Below are 18,128 nucleotides of genomic sequence, written 5' to 3' on the forward strand. Positions count from 1 at the left end.
CGTCCGCCCGCGTGAGGTGCGTCATCGTGGCCGCCTGGGGGCGGCTCCCCGGCGGTGTTCCCGCGCCTGACGGCCCCGGATGAGCACGACCGGCGGGCGGCGCCGCTGCCGCCCCACCCCGACCTGGTGGCCGCCGTCGCCGGCCTCCACCGCGCGGAGCTGCTCACCCGCCTGTCCTTCCACCCGGTGCCGGGCACCCCTGACCCGCCCCTGGCCAGCCCCCTGCCGGGGATCGCTCCCGTCCTGCCGGGATCGCTCCCGTCCTGCCTGGATCGCTTCCCGTCCTGCCGGGGATCGCTCCCGTCGCGCAACCCCACCCCGTGGCGGACCATGGCTGCAATGGGCACGACGTTCGCCGACCACCTCGTCGCGCTGCTGCGGTGCGACGACGTGCAGGGCATGTTGTCCGCGGCCGTGTCCGCCTGTGCCCCGGGCGACCTCCCCGGAGCGGGCGCCGTGCACCGGCTGACCAGCGACGGCACCCTCCAGCTCGTCGCCTTCACCGGGTTTCCCGAGCCGCTGCTGGAGCCGTACCGCGCGCTGCCCGCCGAGTCCTGGCTGCCCGCCGCCCGGGCCGTGCGCGAACGCCGCACGGTGTACTCGACGGCCTCCGACTTCCCGCGCGCGAGCGTGGACCCGGCGCGGTACGGCACGGTCCCGCTCAACGCGTCCGACGCGTACGCCTCGGTGCCGCTGCTGCTGGACGGCGTCTGCCTGGGCGTGCTCAGCCTGCGGGTGCCGTCCGGAGCCTCGCTGGACGCCGCCACCGAGCACCATCTGCACGCCCTGGGCACGGCGTTCGCGCACCGCTGGGAACGCCTGCTGAGCGGCGGCGACGGCGCCCCGGCCGCCGGTGAGCCGCCGCCCGGGGCGATCGCGGCGGGCCGGGGCCGCGCGGCGATGCTGGAGCTGGCCATGTCCAACGCGGGCATCGGCACGTTCGACTGGGACTTCACCACCGGCCGGCTGGTGTGGGACGAGCGGCTGTGCGGCCTGTTCGGCATCGACCCGGACACCTTCGACGGCCGCATCGAGACGTTCTTCGCCGCCCTCCACCCCGACGACCGGCCGCTGGTGGACGAGGCGGTGGCCGAGAGCTACCGCACCGGGAAGTACCGCGTCACATTCCGCGCCGTGCGCCCGGACGGCACGGTCCGCTGGCTCGACGCGGAGAGCAGGATCGTCTTCGACCGGGGCGGCGAGCCACAGGGCATGATCGGCGTCGCCCAGGACCGCACCCAGGAGCACGAGCGGGAGTCGGCCCGCGAGGCGCGCAAGGACTTCGTGCTCGCCCTCACCCGCGAGCTGGCCGTCGCGCTGACCACGCACGACGTGCTCACCGCCGTGGAGAACGCGGCGCTGCCCGCGCTCGGCGGCTCCACCATGGCGCTCTTCCTGCGCGACGAGCAGGGCCGCTACCGGCTCGCGGCGGCCCGCGGCTTCGACGCCGAGGGGACGCGCTACCTGCGCCGCGTGGCCGACGCCGCGCACCGCCACCCGGAGCTGGCGGAGCTGGACGCGGGACAGCCGATGCTGTTCGCGTCACCGGCCGAGCGCCGCGCCCGGATCACCGACCCGCGGCTGGCCCCGCTGCCGGGCGGGCAGGCGTGGGCGATCCTGCCGCTGGCGTCAGCCCACGGGCTGATGGGAGCGTGCGCCCTCACCTACTCCGCGCCGCGCCGGTTCTCGGCGGACGACCGCACGGTGCTGACCGCCGCCAGCGGCATCCTGGGCCAGGCGCTGGCCCGCGCCCGGCTGCACGACGCGCACCGCCAGTACCTGACCGAGCTGCAGCACCTCATGCTGCCCCGGCACGTGCCGCGCTCGCCGGGCGTGGAGCTGGCGGTGCGGTACCGCCCAGGCTCGGCGGGGCTGGAGGTGGGCGGCGACTGGTACGACGTCCTGCCCCTGCCGGAGCACCGGACGGCGCTGCTGATCGGCGACGTCCAGGGGCACAGCGCCCGCGCCGCCGCCGTGATGGGGCAGCTGCGCACCGCGATGCGCACCCGGGCCACCGCGCAGTACGGCCTGTCGGAGCTGATGACCTGGGGCAACACCATGCTGTGCGACCTGGAGACGGACCTGTTCGCCACCTGCTGCATCGCCGAGGTGGACGCCCGGCGCCGCCGCCTGCGGGTCGCGCGCGCGGGCCACCCGTACCCCATCCTGCTGGCCCCGGACGGGCGCGCCCGCGAGCTGGAGGTGCCTGGCGGCATGCCGCTGGGCTGCTTCCCGGACGACGCCTACCCCACCACGGAAGCCGAGCTGGCCCCCGGCTGCGTCCTCCTCCTGTACACCGACGGACTGGTGGAGCGGCGCGGCGCCAGCTACACCGAGGGCGTCACCGCGCTGGCCGGGCGACTGGCCGAACACCGTCAGCTGGCGCTGGACGCGCTGGCGGACCGCCTCATCGCCCCGGCGATCGCCCGTCCGCATCATGACGATGTCGCGCTGCTGCTCCTGCGGGTCACCGGCTGAGCGGCGCGCCGCCGTGCGGCACCCGGCGGCGGGGGCGTGGACCGGACGCGGATCAGTGGCGTCCGCCCACGCGACGTTCGGGGCGCGGCGGGGCAGAATGTGTCCACCGGAGAACCACGGAACGCGATCCGGCCGGTGCGACGGCCCAGGAGGTGACGCGGTGGTCATCGAGCGGAGGCAGGCGGGGCGGCACCGCTTCCTCGCCAGCCCGACGCGAGCGACGGCCGCCGTGCGCCGCACGCGGGAGGCGCTGCACCACGTGCTCGCCCACCGCTCCCGGCTGACCTGGCTGAACGAGGCCAGCACCCGCATCGGCACCACCCTGGACCTGGAGCGCACCTCACAGGAGCTCGCCGACTTCTGCGTCCCCGATCTCGCCGACGGCGCGGCCGTCGATGTGCTGGACTGCATCCTGCGCGGCGAGGACGCCCCGTGCTGGCGCGAGGACGAGCTGCCGGTCACCCGGGCGATCGCGGTCTCGGAGATGCCGGGGCTGAACCTGGAGCCGGACCCGGTCGGCGACCTCTCCTTCCGCCGCGCGGCGAGCATCCCCGCCCGCTGCCTGACCGACCGCGTCCCGGTGCTGGTCAGCCGCATCCGCCCGCACGATTACGCGCGCATCGCGCCGACCCGCAACGCGGCCCTCGCGATGCGCCGGGCCGGGGTGCACACCTACCTGGCGGTGCCGCTGATCGCGCGCGGCGTGCTGCTGGGCATGGCCGACTTCATCCGCGTCGCCGGGCGGCCGGGCTTCTCCCGCACCGACGTGGCGCTCGCGGTGGAACTGGCCTCCAAGGCCGCCGTCTACGTGGACAACGCGCGGCTGTACGGGCGCGAGCGGCAGGCCGTCGTCTCGTTGCAGCGCAGCTTGCTGCCGCGCGGTACGCCGCCGACGCCGGGGCTTTCGGTCAACACCTGCTACGCCCCGGCCGCCGACCCGAGCGGCGTCGGCGGCGACTGGTTCGACGTCGTCGGCCTGCCCGGCGGGCGCACGGCGCTGGTGGTGGGTGACGTGATGAGTCACGGGCTGGCCGCCGCCGCGACGATGGGCCGCCTGCGGGCGGTGGCGCGCACCCTGATGAACCTCGACATCGCCCCCGAACGCGTCCTGGCCCGGATGGACCTGGCCGCCCGTGACCTGGAGGAGGACCAGGTCGCCACCTGCCTGGTCGCCGTGCACGATCCGCTGCACGGCAGCTACACCGTGGCCGCCGCCGGGCATCCGCCGCCGCTGGTCGTGGACGCCGGGGGGCAAGCCCGGTACGTGGAGCTGCCGGTGGGCGCGCCGCTGGGCTCAGGCGTCATCCCGTACGACGCGGTGGAGGTCAAGGCCGCCGAGGGCGACCGGCTGGTCCTCTACACCGACGGACTGGTGAAGAACCGCGCCGACGACGTGGACACCGCGCTTGCCCGGCTCCGCACGGCCGCCGCCCGGCTGAGCGGCACCGGGCTGCGCGCGGAAACCCTGGTGGAGGCCGCCTCGGCGGGCGGGCAGCGCTTCGACGAGGCCGTGGCCATCGTCTCCGCCGCCCACCCCGGAAGCGGCGGCGCCCTGCTGGAGCGGTGGGCGCTGCCCGGGGACGGTTCGGCCGCCTCGCTCGCCCGCCGCACGGTACGCGAACAGCTCGCGCGCTGGCGGCTGGAGGAACTGGCGGACACCACCGAACTCGTCGTCAGCGAACTCGTCGGCAACGCCCTGCGCTACGGCGGCGGACCCGGCACCCTGCGCATGCTGCGGCACCACCGCCTGGTGGTGGAGGTCTCCGACACCGGCCCGGACCTGCCGCAGATTCAGCACGTCTCGCTCAGTGACGAGGGCGGACGCGGGCTCCAGCTGGTCAACCTGCTGTGCCGGCGCTGGGGTTCGTGCCGGACGCCCACGGGGAAGATCGTCTGGGCCGAACAGGACATCCCAGACGGCGCCCTCCCCCCGGACGGCACCGATCCGACGCCCCCACCCCTCACGGAGTAGGGACCGATCACGGGGTAGGGACCGTTCTCGGGGTAGGGACCGATCACGGGGTAGGGACCGATCACGGGGTAGGGACCGATCACGGGGTAGGGACCGTCCGCCGACGCACCGCGCGGGCCCCGGACACACGACGGTCCCCGGTGATCCGATGTGGCACCCTCCACCCCGGTCGTCGCCGGGGTTCCGGTGCCCACGGATCGCCGAGGGCCTAGCCAGGGCCCGCTAAAAGTCTCCTGCCGACGAACGTCTCCGTCAGCGGTGCGGCTCTCCGACTACCTGGTATACGTCCAGATTCCTCCCGTTTCACCCCCGGGTCAACCCCTGACCCGCACCCCGCTGGCCTCCCCTGAAGCCCGCCCTCACCCGATCGGTCGGCCGCCATCCCCACCGCCGCGCGCGACCCCGCGCCAATCCCAACGGCCGTGCACCACAGCGCACTTGTGCGGGTTCTCACCGGACCGGGCCGCGACGCGACGCGCGCCGGAGCCGCGAGCCAAGTGGCACCGGCCCGGCAACCACCCGAGGCTGAAACGGAACGCATCGGCGCGTGTTCGCCGCGTGACGGCCCCCGGTCCACCGGACGTGGCCGCACCCCGCAGGGCCTCGCCACCCTCACCAGCAGAAAGAGACCCATGAACCGCACTACCGCCGTAGCCCTGGCCAGCGCAGCTGTCCTCGCACCCACGCTCGCCCTCGCCCCCACGGCCGTCGCCGGCGGCATGCCCAAGGGCGATTCGGTGCACCTCCAGGCCCACCTCAAGCCGGTCCCGTTCAGCAAGGTCAAGGGCTCGGGCACCGCCATGGTCACCCTCAAGGGCAACCACGCCACCGTCAAGGTCAAGGCGAACGGTCTCCTCCGCGAGGCCCCGCACGCCCAGCACTTCCACATCGCCGCCAAGGGCCAGTGCCCGCCCGCCTCGGCCGCCCGCACGGTGAACGGCCGCAAGTCCATCTTCACCACCGACGGCGCCCCCTTCTACGGCCCGATCGGCACCTCGCTGACGACCACCGGCGACACCAGCCCCGACTCGGGGCTGGCCATCGACCGCTTCCCCGTCGGCTCCACGATTGACTACCACCGCACGATCAAGGTCAGCGACGCCGCTGCCAAGAGCCTGCGCGAAGGCACCGCCGTCGTCGTCGTGCACGGCATCGACGTCAACGGCAACGGCAAGTACGACGACGTTCTCGGCCCCTCCGACCTCGACAAGAGCCTGCCCGCCGAGGCCACCAACCCGGCGCTGTGCGGACCGCTGATGATGTCCGCCAAGGGCCCGGTCAAGGGCGGCCTGGGCGGCAGCCAGGACGCGGACGCCATGGGCACCGTGGCGACCACCGCCGGGGTGGGGCTCCTGGCAGCCGCCGCCGGCGCGCTCTACCTGCGCCGCCGCCGCTCCGCCTGACGGAAAAGCCAGTCGTGCCCAGCCCACGGCTCGGTGGCCGCCGCGGTGCCTTCACCGCGGCGGCCACCGCCTGCGCCGCCGCCGGCAGCGTCCTCATCGCCCTCGGACTCCCCACTCCCCAGCCACCCCCGCCCCCCGCGCCCACCACGCCCGCCCCGGCCGCCGCGCCATCGCCCCCCGGCCCACACTGGCGTCCCCTGCCACGCTCGGAACCCTCGCGCATCCGGGTCCCCGCACTCGGCCTGAGCACCCCGGTCGAGCCCGTCGGCCTGGACGCGGACGACTCCATCGCCCTCCCCCGCGACCCCGCCCACGCCGGCTGGTTCACCCACTCCCCCACCCCGGGCGAGAGCGGCAACGTCCTCCTCGTCGGCCACCTCGACTCCGCCACCGGCCCCGCCGCGTTCTACGGCCTGGGCGCCCTGCGCCCCGGTGACCGGATCGTCATCGACCGCCACGACGGTCAACCCGCCGCCTACGCCGTGACGCAGACGGGCGTTCACCCCAAGAACGCCGTTCCCGCCACCGTCTACGCCCCCACCACCGCACCCCGCCTCACCCTCATCACCTGTGCCGACTGGGACCCCAGCCGCCGCGCCTACCGCGCCAACCTGGTGCTCACCGCCAGCCCGGTGCCCTGACCGGCCCGCGCCCCGCTGCCACCTGGTGGCCCGAACCCGCCCGGGGTCAGGCACACTTGCCGTACCGCAGCCCCGCGCGTACGAAAGGGAACAGGCGTGATCACTCTCACGAAGGAAGACGGCCCGGCGGACCTGACCGGCGTCACCCACATGTCCATCGGCGTCTCCTGGGACGCCACGGCCGGAGGAAGCGGGGGCCTGGTCGGCAAGCTGCGCCGCAAGGTCGGCACGGACCTCGACCTCATCGCCGTCGCCATGCAGGGCGCGGACCCGGTACGCCTGGCCGGACTGGACTCCCTCGACCCGCTCGGCAACGGCTCACTCGTGCACAGCGGGGACAACCAGACCGGCCACGGAGACGGCGACGACGAGACGGTGACCGTCGAGTTCGGCCGCGTCCCGCCGAACATCACCGCCATCGTGTTCGTCGCCGCCGCGTTCAAGAAGCAAAGCGCCTTCAAGAACGCGCGCAACATCAGCTTCAAGGTTTACGACGCGACGGGCGGCAGCACGCAGCAGGTCGCCGACATCTGGCCCAGCCTGCTCACCACCGACAACGGCTGCGCCGTGGCCAAGGCGATCCGCGAGGGCGCGGGCTGGAAACTCCAGGTCATCAACGAGACCGGCAAGATCAAGCAGGGCGACGAACACTCCCTGATGCGCTTCGCCGTCAGCAAGTAAACCGCCACTGCCCCCTCCCAGAGGCGCCGCGCCCCGCACGCCTGCTGGCTCACCCCGGGCGAGCAGCCAGTGCGTGGCGTGCGGGGCAAGCCGGACAGGGCCGACGGTCCTCGCGTGTGGGGGGCGTGGCCCAAGCCGTGGCCAGGAGGCACCATGCCCGGAACCAGCCTGAGGAACGCCGCTTGTAGTAACCTGTACTACATGGAGACCACGGCCCGCGAGTTCAACCAGAAGTCCTCGCAGATCCTTGCCATCGCAGCGCGCGGGGAGACCGTCACCGTTACCAAGAACGGCACCCCCGTCGCCCGGCTCGTGCCCGTGACCGGTGACGACGTCCCTCCCTACCCGACCGACCCGATGGGAGACATAGATCTACCCGAGCTTGGCCTGCCCGACCTCACCGATGACGATATTCAGGAAACGCTCAGGGGAATGGGCTCGTGAACCTGGTCGCCGTCGCGGGCACCAATGCCCTGTACCGCCTGCTCGACCCGAACCTGGCGGGACACGCCGAGCACAAGAAGGCGCTCGCTTCGGTTAGTCACCTCGTCGTGTCTCCGATGGTCCTGACCGAACTGGACTACCTCATCACAGCACGGGCAGGTGCCCGCAAGGCTCTGGCTGCTGCCCGGTTTGTCGAACGCAACGTCGCGACACGCCGATTCGAGGTGCCTGCGGTCAGCCCGTATCTGAGCACCGCCATCGCGGTGGCTGAAGGGTACGCGGACGCCGACGGCGGTAAGGGTGTGGGATTGGCGGATGCGATGAACGTCGCCCTGGCTGCCGCGTACCGCACCGATGCTTTGTTCACCAGCGACCGGCACTTCCGGACGTTGCGTCCACTGACCGGCCATGCCGCGTTCCGGCTCCTGCCGGACGACCTGTAGCTGCGCTCGAACCGGGCACGGCACCCGTGGGCGGAACCCGCTCGCCTCCGCCCGGGCGGTGCCTCTCCCGCGCGTTTCCGGCCGGGTGCCGCGCACCCGTGCTCAGCGCGGGCGGCGTCGCGTCACCCCGTTCGGGAGGCGTCCTCGGGCCACACCCCGTCCACCGGCACGCCCGCCACCCGGGCGGCCCACACCACGCCGAGCACAGCCTGGCAGCAAGCACAGGCGCGGGGCGCGCCCGCACCGACGTACCGGGTACCCAGCAAGCGGCCCCACGACCATTCGGGAGGCCGCTCGCTGTTCCCCAACTCGGCGTCAGGGGTAACGTCCTGAGTGTCACCACAAAACTGGAGGCCAGTATGGCGCAGTGGGCTGAATACAGCACCGGTGAGCGCATCAAGATGCTGCGGGGGAAATCGACGACGCAAGCCTCGCTGGCCGAGATGACGGGGCTATCCGTCGTCACCATCCAGAAGGCTGAGCAAGACAAGAAGTTGACCCTGCCAACCCTGATGAAGATCGCGGCGGCCTTGTCCGTAGACACCTCCGTGATTCTGGGCCAGCAGGCTCCGCGCCGGGCGATGGACCAGAACATCCGTGCCGCGCTGCGGGCGGTATCGGGTGCGGTGCACGACGCCGCGCTGGGGTTCCATCCCGAGCACACGGAACCGGTGCCGCTCCCGCAACTGGCCGCCGCCACCGAACGCGCTTGGGACCTGTACTGGTCCGGCCAGTATGTGGAGCTGGGCGCGATCCTCGTACCGCTACTCTCGGAGGCGTCGGTCACAGCCCAGCAGGCCGATGGCGAGGACGAGTTGCACGCGCTCAAGCTGCTGTCTGACGCGTATCAGATCGCGGCGTGCGCGGCGAATCTGCTCAACTCGCGCGACTTGGCCTACGCCGCCGGGGGCTACGCCCGCGCGGCCGCACTGCGCGGCGGCGACTCGCTGCGTGCCGCTCGCGTGGACTCGGCGCTCGCCTGGGTGTACATGCGCGACGGGCGGTTGGCGGAATCCCTCGCCCTCTCGGAGCGGGCGGCGGCCAGCGTGGAGCCTAGCTACTCCGACCACAGCGCGGAGCAGCTGACCGTTTACGGCAACCTCGTCACGCACTGCGCGGTGACGGCCGCGCGTCTGGAGGTGGAGGACCGGGCGCGCGACTTCCTGTCCACGCTGCATGCCGTGGGCGCACGCCTGGGCAGCGAGCACAACTTCCACGGCGCCCGTTTCGGACCGGTGACCGCGACCACGCAGGCGGTAGGGGTGAACGCCACGATGCAAAGCGCGGGCAAGGCGTTGGCACTCGCCAAAGACCTGGAGGACACGCAGCTTGGCGCGCTCGCAGATTCGGCCCGCAACCGGTACCGGCTGGACATCGCCATGGCCCAAGCCGACGCCCGCATGTGGGACGCCAGCCTGGAGACCCTGGAGCGGACGATGCTCGCCGCACCGGAGTGGAGCCGCCACCAGGCACTACCGGGCGTGATCGCACAGAAAGTCGGACGGGCCTCCACGGCGAGGCTACGTCGGGTCATGGCCATGATCGACATGCCGCCAATTGCCGGAATGGGCACCCTGGCACCGCCGACCCACAAGACAAGCCGTTGACTCGCCCGTGAGCCGACTGGGGCCTCGCACGTCCCGGACGAGTGCAAGCTGACGCAGCAGCAGAACTCGCATGAGCAGGCTCACTTGCTGACTAGACGGCGGGACGAGTGGTACGGGTCGGACGACTTCAAACAGCATGACTTTCAGTAGTCGTCCATCCCCTTTCTGTACCTGCACAGCAAGTAGCGAGATCGTTACTCGCATGAAGAGAACACGCGAAGACGCCGCCCGCCGGAGGCAGATCGCCGACGCGGCGGCCGGGTTGCCACCCGTGCACGTGGTCCTGTACGCCTGCGTCCCACCCAGCCACGACGCGGAGACGACCGTGCGGGGCCTGCACCGGTACGCCCAGGCCCGCGACTGGACACCGGCAGCCGTGCTGCTGGACCACAGCCCGCACGCCACCCCGGTGGAGCTACGCGAGCAGTGGACCCGGGTCGTGCAGATGATCGAGCGGCGCGAGGCTTCGGGCATCGTGACCCCGGTGCGGTCCATGTGCGGCTACACCGACACCGAACGGCGACAGATCGACACCTGGCTGCGCGCACACGGCGCGTTCCTCGCCGTGTCAACGCGGGCCGGACAGGTCCTCGCGCCCCCTGCGGAAACCGGGCGGTGACGCGGCGGTGCTGACCCTGATCCCGCCCTTCCAGCCGCCGCCCACCGAGCAGCTGGCGATGGACGCCGGAGTGCACTGGGACGCGGTGCGCGCCACCGCCGACATCGCCGCCCTCGCGCTGCCCGAACTGGACGAGCAGCAGTGCGGCTCCGTCATCTGCGACGGCTACGGGGCGCTGGTGTACTGGCTGGTGCCGGTGCACGCCGCCGACGCCTGGACGCTGCCCACCGTGCGCGTGCTGAGCGCGCGTTCCTGCCTGGTGGTGCCCGCCCCGCACCGGGTCACCCCGCCGGGGAACTTCTGGATGCGTCCCTTTGCCCGCGACCACTACCTCACCGAACCGACCGCCCTGCACCAAGCCCTGAGCCACGCGCTCACCACGGCACAGCCCGCAACCGATCCAGGGAGGCGGCCGTGAATGCCATGACCTGCACGGAGTGCGGCCTGCTGACGGACGACACCGTCGTGGCCGGACGCGTGCACGCCGCGACCGGGCCGGGCCACACCCTCTACATCTGCCGCCAGTGCCTGCCCCACACCCCGCCGTACCCGGACGACGACCTGACCACCCTGGCGCGCTTCCAGAGCTGGCGCGAGAACCAGTAAGCGCCAGCACCACCACTGTTGCTGACGCTGGTGCCCCTCCCCGAGCCTTCCGTGGTGTGTCTCGGAGTCCCCCATGGCCTGGCACGAGCAATCCGCACCGCTCACGGCCCGAGCCGTCGTGGAGCACCAAACCCGCATGGCGCACGCCGACAGCCCGCGACCAACACGGCCACGCCGAGCCCCCGCGGACGCCACCGACCTAAAGCGGGTAACCCACAACGGAAGACTCCCGCCCCGGCCGTCCCGGAGTGACGGACGTACCGCCGGGGCGGGTCAAGACGAGGGACCGGCACCACCGGGCCGTCCTCGGGCCGACGCCGAACCTGTGCCTACTCGTGCCCACAGCGCGGCGTCTGGTCTCTCCCGCACCCACCCCATGGCGACCGCAGGGACAGACTCGCCAACCGTCCTCACGAATGACCAATTCAGACCCACAGAGAAAGGGAGGGCGCCTCATGCGAGCACTTCCGAGCCGACCGACGTTCGCCTGGCTGGAGATCACCGGCTTCTGCAACCTCAGCTGCCGCCACTGCTACGCGGGCTCGTCCCCACGTGCGCCCCACAACAGGCTTGCGCGCCCGACGCCGCCTGCGGTCCTACCGGCAGCGCCAGTGAGAACGAGGTCCGCCCCGGCATCACGAACCGCACGGTGCGCTACTACAACCCGGCGGTCGCACGCACGGACTGCTGACCCGGAAGGGGGCGGGTTCGTAGAGCAGGGTCCTGCTCGGGGCGGGCAGTCGGTAGCGTGACGGCACCAGCACCGCCGCCCCAACGGAGAACCCATGCACGAGATCGCCCTCTACCTCGCTCGCCGGGACGCCTACGCCGCATACCTCAGCGCCGCTGAGGCCGAATGCGGCGTCGCCCACCACCGCATCGACGGCCGGTTCGCGAACGACACCGAAGCCGTCGCGGCCGTGGACCAGGCGTACGCGGCGACCCGCGCGGCGTTCAACGTCCTCGCCGTCGAAGGAGAGGACACCGGACCCGTCAAACAGGCCCGGACCCTGAACGAGGTCCTGCGCACCCTGCATTCCGGCGGCGGCCACCACCCCGACTGGGCCGCCTTCCGCGACGCCCGTGACGCGTTCCTGGCCGCCGCCGCTGACCACCTCAAAAGCTTCCGCATCGAAGACTGACGGTTCAGACACGTCCCCTGGGCCGCCGCTCCCCGCTGCGGAGCCGGGCGGCCCGCACACCTCGCGGGTCCGCCTTACGGCAAGGAGCCCGACGTGTCATCACCCCTTCATCCCCCGCAGGCCCAGGACCGGGCTGGCGTGTACCGCCTCGCGACCCATCTCATCCAGGGCCGCCACGTCCAGATGCCAGCCTGGATCGCCGCCGTCAAGGCGGTGCCCCGGCAGCACTTCGTCCCCGCCTACCTGACCCGGTGCACCGGCCGGTTCGACGTGCCCTCCTGGGAGCCCTTCGACGCGGAAACGCACCGGCCGACGTGGCTGGCGAACGTCTACTCCGACCGCGCCCTAGTGGTGGAGACCGACCCGCTCAGCGGCGAGCCGACGTGCACCTCCACCATGCCGAGCGTGTCCGCACGCATGCTGGAGGAGTCCTACCTCAGCGACGGGCACCGGATTCTGGAGATCGGCACCGGCACCGGCTACCCCACGGCGCTGCTGTGCCACCGCCTCGGTGACGGCCGCGTCTGCTCCATGGACATCAATCCCGCCCGCGCCGTCTCCGCCACACGGCACCTCGCAGCGTGCGGTTACCGGCCCCAGCTGGCCACCGGAGACGGCCGAAAGGGCTGGCCGGACGGTGACGGCGGCGGCTTCGAACGGCTCATCTCCTGGTGCTCGGTAACCACCATCCCGGCCGCCTGGCTCCGGCAGACTCACCCGAAGGCGGTGATCCTGACCGGGCTCGGCAACAGCCTGGGCAGCGGCATCTGCCGCCTGACCCACACCGGGAACGGCACCGCCTCCGGCGGATTCCTGCCCGGGCCAGGAGCCTTACTGCCCGCCCGCTCGAACGCCACGGGGTACGACGTCCGGCCGAAGGCACCCTACCTGCCGCCCACGGAGGGGATAAGGGAGAGCCCCCTCACAGCGGCAGACCTGCTGCACCGCGACACGTTCCGACTGCTCGCCGGATTCGCCCTGACCGACGTGGCACTGGTGCAGCACCGGGATGCCAACGGTGGCGCCCACGTCCAGCTCCAGCACCCCGACGGCTCGTGGGCACGCACCCCGGCGCCCGGTGAACCCGACACCGGGTACGTCACCTGGGGCGGCCCACGCCAGCTGTGGGACGAACTGGAAACCGTATGGGCCACCTGGCGCCACCACGGCCAGCCCGGCCCCCACCCCATCGGCATCTCCATCACCCCCGACCGTCAACGAGTATGGCTACACAGCCCCCTCGGCCCCAGCTGGACGCTACCCACCCCCACGCCCTGACGTCGCGCACGAACAGCGAGGCGAGCAGCCAGCACCGAACACGTGGCACCCGCCAGTCGCGACGGCCCTCACCGGCCCGCCCACCAGCAGAAAGAGCCCCGGCTCATAGGCCATCTCGGCTTGATCACCCTGCAGGAAAGGAGCGAAGCTCGGTGACGAACGATGGTCCCCCCGGGTGTGTGGGCGAGGGATATCAGCTGCGGGCACCTTGGTGGCGGGCCAGAAAGCCGACTCACCCCCTGATCACCGTCCGCCGAACTCCCTGTGCAGCACCCGAGCCGTAGCCCTCTCGGATAGCGACTCCCCCGCTCTCAGTCTCACCGCTGCAAGCCGGGGGGCTCGTCGTGTCGCCGACCGGGTGGAGGAGAGCAGTTCGCTGCCGGGCACTCGGCTGGGGAAGCTCACCGTCTGCCCTGCCTCTTTCTGATGGCGCCCCTGTTCATCGCCCACTCCCCTCGTCCGGCAAGCAGCGCTAACGTGCGTACTGTTGGCGACGACACAGGAGCATGGCTGATGACGCGACGCGTTCGGATCGTAGGGACGAATTCTGGCAACGACGGCTGCCCCACCCTCTACCAGATCGACGGTACCGACACGTATCTCGTACAAGGCGACGCCGTCACGGACCCAGGGGAGTTCGCACAGCTGCGCGGCCTCAAAGACCACGAAGCTGCCGTCACCGTGCCCCGCGCCCTTCTGGCCACCTTTGGCCCAAAGACCGCAGAGCACGTTCCCCAGATGATCAGCTTCCCTGAGCTCAGCAGAATGCTAGGCACCTTGGAGCATTCCGCATGGCGTCTGGAGACGCGCCGCAGGTACGCCAGCGACGAGGAGACCGACACCTGGGCCGAGTTCCAGCGCACCGGCACCGTGAACTGGGACCTAGAGGACGCCTGGTGCCTCTCCCGCCGGGAGCAAGCTGCCCGCGGTGTGCGCGTGGAACGGGTGCGCGTGCAAGATGACCCATTGACTGAGGGCCAGCGCTACCTGCTGGACAACGCGCGCCGCAACGAGGCCGTAGGCGAGACTATCCGCACCTTGTCTCGCGCGACCGCGCAGAAACTGCGGTTGCCTGAAGAGGACTTCTGGCTCATCGACTCGCGCGTCGTGGCCCTCCTCCACTTCGACGGCGACGACGAGATCACCGGCGTGGAGCTCATCACCGACCCGGTCGACGTACTGCGGTACTGCCAGTTTCGTGAGGCCGCCTGGCACTACGCTGCCTCCTCCAACCGGGCGCAGCGGTAGCGCCACCGATGTGAGCACCGACTTCCAGCAGGCACGAGTGGCACTTGGCGCACGGCTCCGGGAACTGCGTGCCGGGCTCACCGGGCGTGAACTCGCCGATCGCTTAGGCTGGCAGCAGTCGAAGGTCTCGAAGCTGGAAACCGGGCGGCAAACGGCTACAGCGAGCGACCTCGCAGCGTGGGCGAAGGCTACCGGCCACCCGGCGGCAGCGGAGGAGCTTGAGGCCCGCCGGAAGACCTTGGAGTCGCGCTCGCGGTCCTGGCGGCGTCAGCTCGCCGCTGGTCACCGCCCAGTGCAGGATGCGCTGACCGTGGAGTACGAGCGGTCCAAAAACTTCCGCGCCTGGCAGTCCGCCATGGTGGTGGGGATGCTGCAGACGCCCGAGTACGCGCGGGCAGTGTTCGGTAGCTACGCCAACCTGCACAGATCGCCGCGCGACATAGATGAGGCGGTACGCGCTCGGGCGCAGCGACAAAGCATGCTGTACAGCGGCGACCGGGCCTTCCACGTTCTGATGTGGGAGGCCGTACTGTATTCGGCCGTCTGTCCTCTTAACGTGCTCGCCGGGCAACTCGACCGGCTCGCGGGCGTGCTGGGCCTGGACACCGTAAAGCTGGGTCTCATCCCCTTCGGCACGGTCCTCAAGCTCCCGCCCGCAGGCGGCTTCTGGCTGTACGACGAGCGGTTGGTGATCGTGGAGGAGTGGCATGCCGAGTCGTGGCTGGACGACGTGGACTCGGTAGCGCTCTATCTGCGTGTGTGGCGGGGGTTGGAGGACGCCGCAGTCTACGGGGCTGCTGCCCACCGGCTGATCGCACGCGCTCGCGGGCGGCTGAAGTGAGCACGTCGCCGCATCACGGCACGCGGAAGACGAATATTCGGGAATCAGCCCTGCGCTGATTCCCTCCACTCCCTACGTTCGGTGCACACGCCATCACGAACACCGGGAGGTCTCGTGCCCACCCCCTCATCTGCTGAGGCACCCAAGACTGAGCCTTGTTCCACATACCCGCCCGCTCGCGCACTCCGGCGTTGCTGCCGCTGTGCCGAACTCACCCAGGACGGCCAGCCCGTCGGCTCCGTTGTCGACGAGGCATACCCCCAGGAGTGCCAGTTCGCGTGCCCCTCGTGCATCCGCCCCGGCGAGGAAGGCTCACAGTGAACCCGTACCCCGACCGCTGCCCCGACTGCGGCTAGCTCTGGCTCAACGTGCGCCCCGTAACGCTCATCGAGTCCGGATCGGGCTTCGGTTGGACCCGCCACACCTGGCCCATGCCTACACCGAACCTCGGCGACGTTACCTCTCCCCGACCCCCGTGCCGCACGACGGGCACACCGGTGCCGCACGGGCGCCTCGCCACTACGACCGGACCTGGAGAGTGCGGGTCGCGGCAGCGAGGCACACCGCCCACGGAACCCAAAGAGAGAACAATGGACACCCGAACTTTACTGACCAACGACCAGTTCGCCGACGTTGTCGCCACTGTGCTCGACAACAACGATGGCATGGAGGAGCTGCTCGCACGCCGCATCGTCGGCGAGGCTGTTCGCTTCGTCGCCACGGCCGCGCGGTACCCCACCGTGGCCATCACGCCCTCCCGGGTGGTAGATGAGGGTTGGCACGCCCTCATCCTCCACACCGCCCTGTACACGAACCTGTGCGCACAACTGGGCAGGTTCGTGCACCACTACCCCGAGCGACCGGAGATCACCAAATACGACAAGAACGCCCTCACACGCACCACGGCGCTCATGGAGGAGGCCGGCTACAGCATCGACCACGAGCTGTGGGCAGCGCCGACGAAGGCGCTCATCCCTGTGGCAGCGAACTGCCAGCATCTCCCGAAACCAGGCGGCTGCGGGCCGATCCGACCAGGCAGCTGCGCCTCCCACTGCTCCGGCGGGTCGAGCGGCAACGACAGCTAAACTCATCTCGGCCGAAAGGGGAAACCGATGGGACCGGACGAGGCCCGGCGCGTGGAGGCCCTGCTACGTAAGCTTGGCATCCAGGGCGTGGTCGCGCCGATCGACCCGGACAACGCCACCGGCGAGTGGCGGGTCTACGACACGGCCGACCCCCACGCGCGCACGGACATGACTGCCGCCGCACTGGCGGCTGTGGCGGGCCGCCTCCCGGAAGACGACCCGCCGCCGTCCGGCCCCACGCGGGGCTTCGTGGTCCCGCCCAAGGAGTAGCCAACTCTCTGACAGAGCGCCGAAAGCTCGGTTCCCTGCGGGGCCGGACTTTCGGCATTCCATGCTCGGCAGGCTCTCAGGTCAGCAGCGGACCAGCAAACGATCACCAAAGCACTCGACTGGCCCTCATTGTCCTTTCACTCCTGCTCCGACCATCCCCGCGGGTGCGGGGGCGAGGCCGCCAGGGCCGCGCTCGCGGCAGCCCACGGTGGACCATCCCTGCGGGTGCGAGGGCGACAAGGCGGCCGGACGGCCTGGGGGACGGACCATCCCCGCGTGTGCGGGGGCGACGGTCGCGACCATCAGCGCCACAGCCGGGAAGACGGACCATCCCCGCGTGTGCGGGGGCGGCGCTTGTTGAGCTGGGAGTTTAGCGGGTGGGGTGGTCTTTTTCGTTCGGTTGGGTTCGCCGGGGGTGGCGAAGGGGGCGAGCTTCGAACGGGTGGTGCGGGACCCGTTGCCTCGTTTCCCTGGGCTCGTTACCCAGGGCAGGGGCTGCCGGGTGGGGAGCTTGAGTGGGGCGGGTGGGACTCGAACCCACGGCCGACGGATTATGAGTCCGCTGCTCTAACCGGCTGAGCTACCGCCCCGTTCGGCGCGTCGTGCACGTCGCTGCGCGCCGTCTGCCGCAGCATAGCCCGTTATACGATCTCCCGCCTGGATGAGGCCGCTGCCTTCGGTGGCTGAGACATCGATCACCCCCGGGCGGTTCCCGATCCGGGGAAGCGCACGAAAAAGGACCCCTGGCGGGGTCCTTCATGTGGTGTGCTCCCCCGACTGGACTCGAACCAGTAACCTGCCGGTTAACAGCCGGCTGCTCTGCCAATTGAGCTACAGGGGACTGCCCTGCGGGGGCTGCCGCCGGTGTTCCGGGGGCGTTCCCTCGCTGCGGGCAATACATTAGCGCATGCCGGGGCGTGGTTTGAAATCGGTAACCGCGCTGGATCTGGGCACCCTGAACAGTGGACGTTGGAAGCAGACGGAAGGGTTGTCGAGCATGCGGTACCGATTGACGTTCCTCACCGGGGTCGCGGTTGGCTACGTGGCCGGTGCGAGGGCCGGGCGGGAGCGGTACGAGCAGCTGCGCAAGAAGGCGCAGCGGTTCGCGGAGAACCCGGCCGTTCGCAACACCGTGGAGGCCGCCGCGGTCAGCGGCCGGGACGCGGCGGGCAAGGCGTGTGGCGCGGTCGCGGACCGGGTGGGAGACCGCCTGCCGCCCACCGTGACGGAGAAGATGCGCTCGATGTCCGGGCGTGGCACGCGCCCCGAGGACGACTGGGGCACCTCCAACACCTGAGGCCGGTTGGCTTCGGCGGGTGCGGGGCGGACGCAGAGTGCTGTCCGTCCCGCACCCGCCGCGCCCGGGCCAG

The 18,128-nt window shown here is 71.2% G+C and carries 18 protein-coding genes and 2 tRNA genes; 18 read left to right on the top strand and 2 right to left on the bottom strand.

The annotated features are described in order from the left end of the window. The first annotated feature begins 54 nt into the window (after positions 1-54). From JJV70_RS02430 to JJV70_RS02510, 17 genes are all read left to right on the top strand, one after another. The gene (locus JJV70_RS02430; RefSeq protein WP_219045859.1) at positions 55-2,478 is read left to right on the top strand and encodes a SpoIIE family protein phosphatase; all 2,424 of its coding nucleotides are present in this window, start codon (positions 55-57) and stop codon (positions 2,476-2,478) included. A gap of 97 nt (positions 2,479-2,575) precedes the next feature. Next, a complete protein-coding gene (locus tag JJV70_RS02435) occupies positions 2,576-4,450 on the top strand; it encodes a SpoIIE family protein phosphatase (protein WP_219045861.1) in 1,875 nt (624 codons plus the stop codon). Between the two features lie 632 nt (positions 4,451-5,082). Beyond that, complete coding sequence (locus JJV70_RS02440) at positions 5,083-5,853, top strand: hypothetical protein (RefSeq protein ID WP_219045862.1); 771 nt, start codon at positions 5,083-5,085, stop codon at positions 5,851-5,853. 14 nt (positions 5,854-5,867) lie between these two features. Next, positions 5,868-6,494 carry a class F sortase gene (locus JJV70_RS02445; protein WP_219045863.1) on the top strand — a complete coding sequence of 209 codons (627 nt, stop codon included), beginning with the start codon at positions 5,868-5,870 and terminating at the stop codon, positions 6,492-6,494. 96 nt (positions 6,495-6,590) lie between these two features. Continuing rightward, positions 6,591-7,175, top strand: a complete 585-nt coding sequence (locus tag JJV70_RS02450; protein ID WP_219045864.1) for a TerD family protein — start codon at positions 6,591-6,593, stop codon at positions 7,173-7,175. A gap of 201 nt (positions 7,176-7,376) precedes the next feature. Continuing rightward, complete coding sequence (locus JJV70_RS02455; protein WP_219045865.1) at positions 7,377-7,619, top strand: type II toxin-antitoxin system Phd/YefM family antitoxin; 243 nt, start codon at positions 7,377-7,379, stop codon at positions 7,617-7,619. Then, entirely contained in the window at positions 7,616-8,062 is a 447-nt protein-coding gene (locus JJV70_RS02460; protein ID WP_219045866.1) for a PIN domain-containing protein, read from the top strand. Before JJV70_RS02455 ends, JJV70_RS02460 begins: the two co-directional genes overlap by 4 nt. Before the next feature lie 359 nt (positions 8,063-8,421). After that, positions 8,422-9,669 (top strand): helix-turn-helix domain-containing protein, encoded by a 1,248-nt coding sequence (locus tag JJV70_RS02465; protein ID WP_219045867.1) that lies wholly within the window; start codon positions 8,422-8,424, stop codon positions 9,667-9,669. A gap of 202 nt (positions 9,670-9,871) precedes the next feature. Next, on the top strand, positions 9,872-10,288 hold the full coding sequence (locus JJV70_RS02470) for a hypothetical protein (protein WP_219045869.1): 417 nt from the start codon (positions 9,872-9,874) through the stop codon (positions 10,286-10,288). Positions 10,289-10,295: 7 nt separating this feature from the next. Then, a complete protein-coding gene (locus tag JJV70_RS02475) occupies positions 10,296-10,706 on the top strand; it encodes a hypothetical protein (RefSeq protein ID WP_219045871.1) in 411 nt (136 codons plus the stop codon). Continuing rightward, positions 10,703-10,894, top strand: a complete 192-nt coding sequence (locus tag JJV70_RS02480) for a hypothetical protein (protein WP_219045873.1) — start codon at positions 10,703-10,705, stop codon at positions 10,892-10,894. The genes JJV70_RS02475 and JJV70_RS02480 overlap by 4 nt, the downstream gene beginning before the upstream one ends. A 785-nt stretch (positions 10,895-11,679) precedes the next feature. Continuing rightward, complete coding sequence (locus JJV70_RS02485) at positions 11,680-12,036, top strand: hypothetical protein (RefSeq protein WP_219045875.1); 357 nt, start codon at positions 11,680-11,682, stop codon at positions 12,034-12,036. Between the two features lie 93 nt (positions 12,037-12,129). Beyond that, positions 12,130-13,314, top strand: a complete 1,185-nt coding sequence (locus JJV70_RS02490) for a protein-L-isoaspartate O-methyltransferase (RefSeq protein WP_219045877.1) — start codon at positions 12,130-12,132, stop codon at positions 13,312-13,314. 513 nt (positions 13,315-13,827) lie between these two features. After that, on the top strand, positions 13,828-14,562 hold the full coding sequence (locus JJV70_RS02495) for a DUF6879 family protein (protein WP_219045879.1): 735 nt from the start codon (positions 13,828-13,830) through the stop codon (positions 14,560-14,562). 10 nt (positions 14,563-14,572) lie between these two features. Further along, a complete protein-coding gene (locus JJV70_RS02500; RefSeq protein WP_219045881.1) occupies positions 14,573-15,403 on the top strand; it encodes a helix-turn-helix transcriptional regulator in 831 nt (276 codons plus the stop codon). Positions 15,404-15,993: 590 nt separating this feature from the next. Next, positions 15,994-16,488, top strand: a complete 495-nt coding sequence (locus JJV70_RS02505; RefSeq protein WP_219045882.1) for a hypothetical protein — start codon at positions 15,994-15,996, stop codon at positions 16,486-16,488. Between the two features lie 27 nt (positions 16,489-16,515). Then, positions 16,516-16,758, top strand: coding sequence for a hypothetical protein (locus tag JJV70_RS02510; protein ID WP_219045885.1), 243 nt, complete (start codon positions 16,516-16,518; stop codon positions 16,756-16,758). A gap of 516 nt (positions 16,759-17,274) precedes the next feature. Here JJV70_RS02510 and JJV70_RS02515 read toward each other — a convergent pair. Then, positions 17,275-17,348 (bottom strand) — tRNA-Ile (locus JJV70_RS02515). Between the two features lie 178 nt (positions 17,349-17,526). Continuing rightward, positions 17,527-17,599 (bottom strand) — tRNA-Asn (locus tag JJV70_RS02520). A 156-nt stretch (positions 17,600-17,755) separates the two neighbouring features. Between JJV70_RS02520 and JJV70_RS02525 the strand changes: the two genes are divergently transcribed. Further along, entirely contained in the window at positions 17,756-18,055 is a 300-nt protein-coding gene (locus JJV70_RS02525) for a YtxH domain-containing protein (protein WP_219045887.1), read from the top strand. Positions 18,056-18,128 lie beyond the last annotated feature (73 nt).

This window comes from Streptomyces sp. JJ66 (genome assembly GCF_019303495.1).
Taxonomy (GTDB): Bacteria; Actinomycetota; Actinomycetes; order Streptomycetales; family Streptomycetaceae; genus Streptomyces.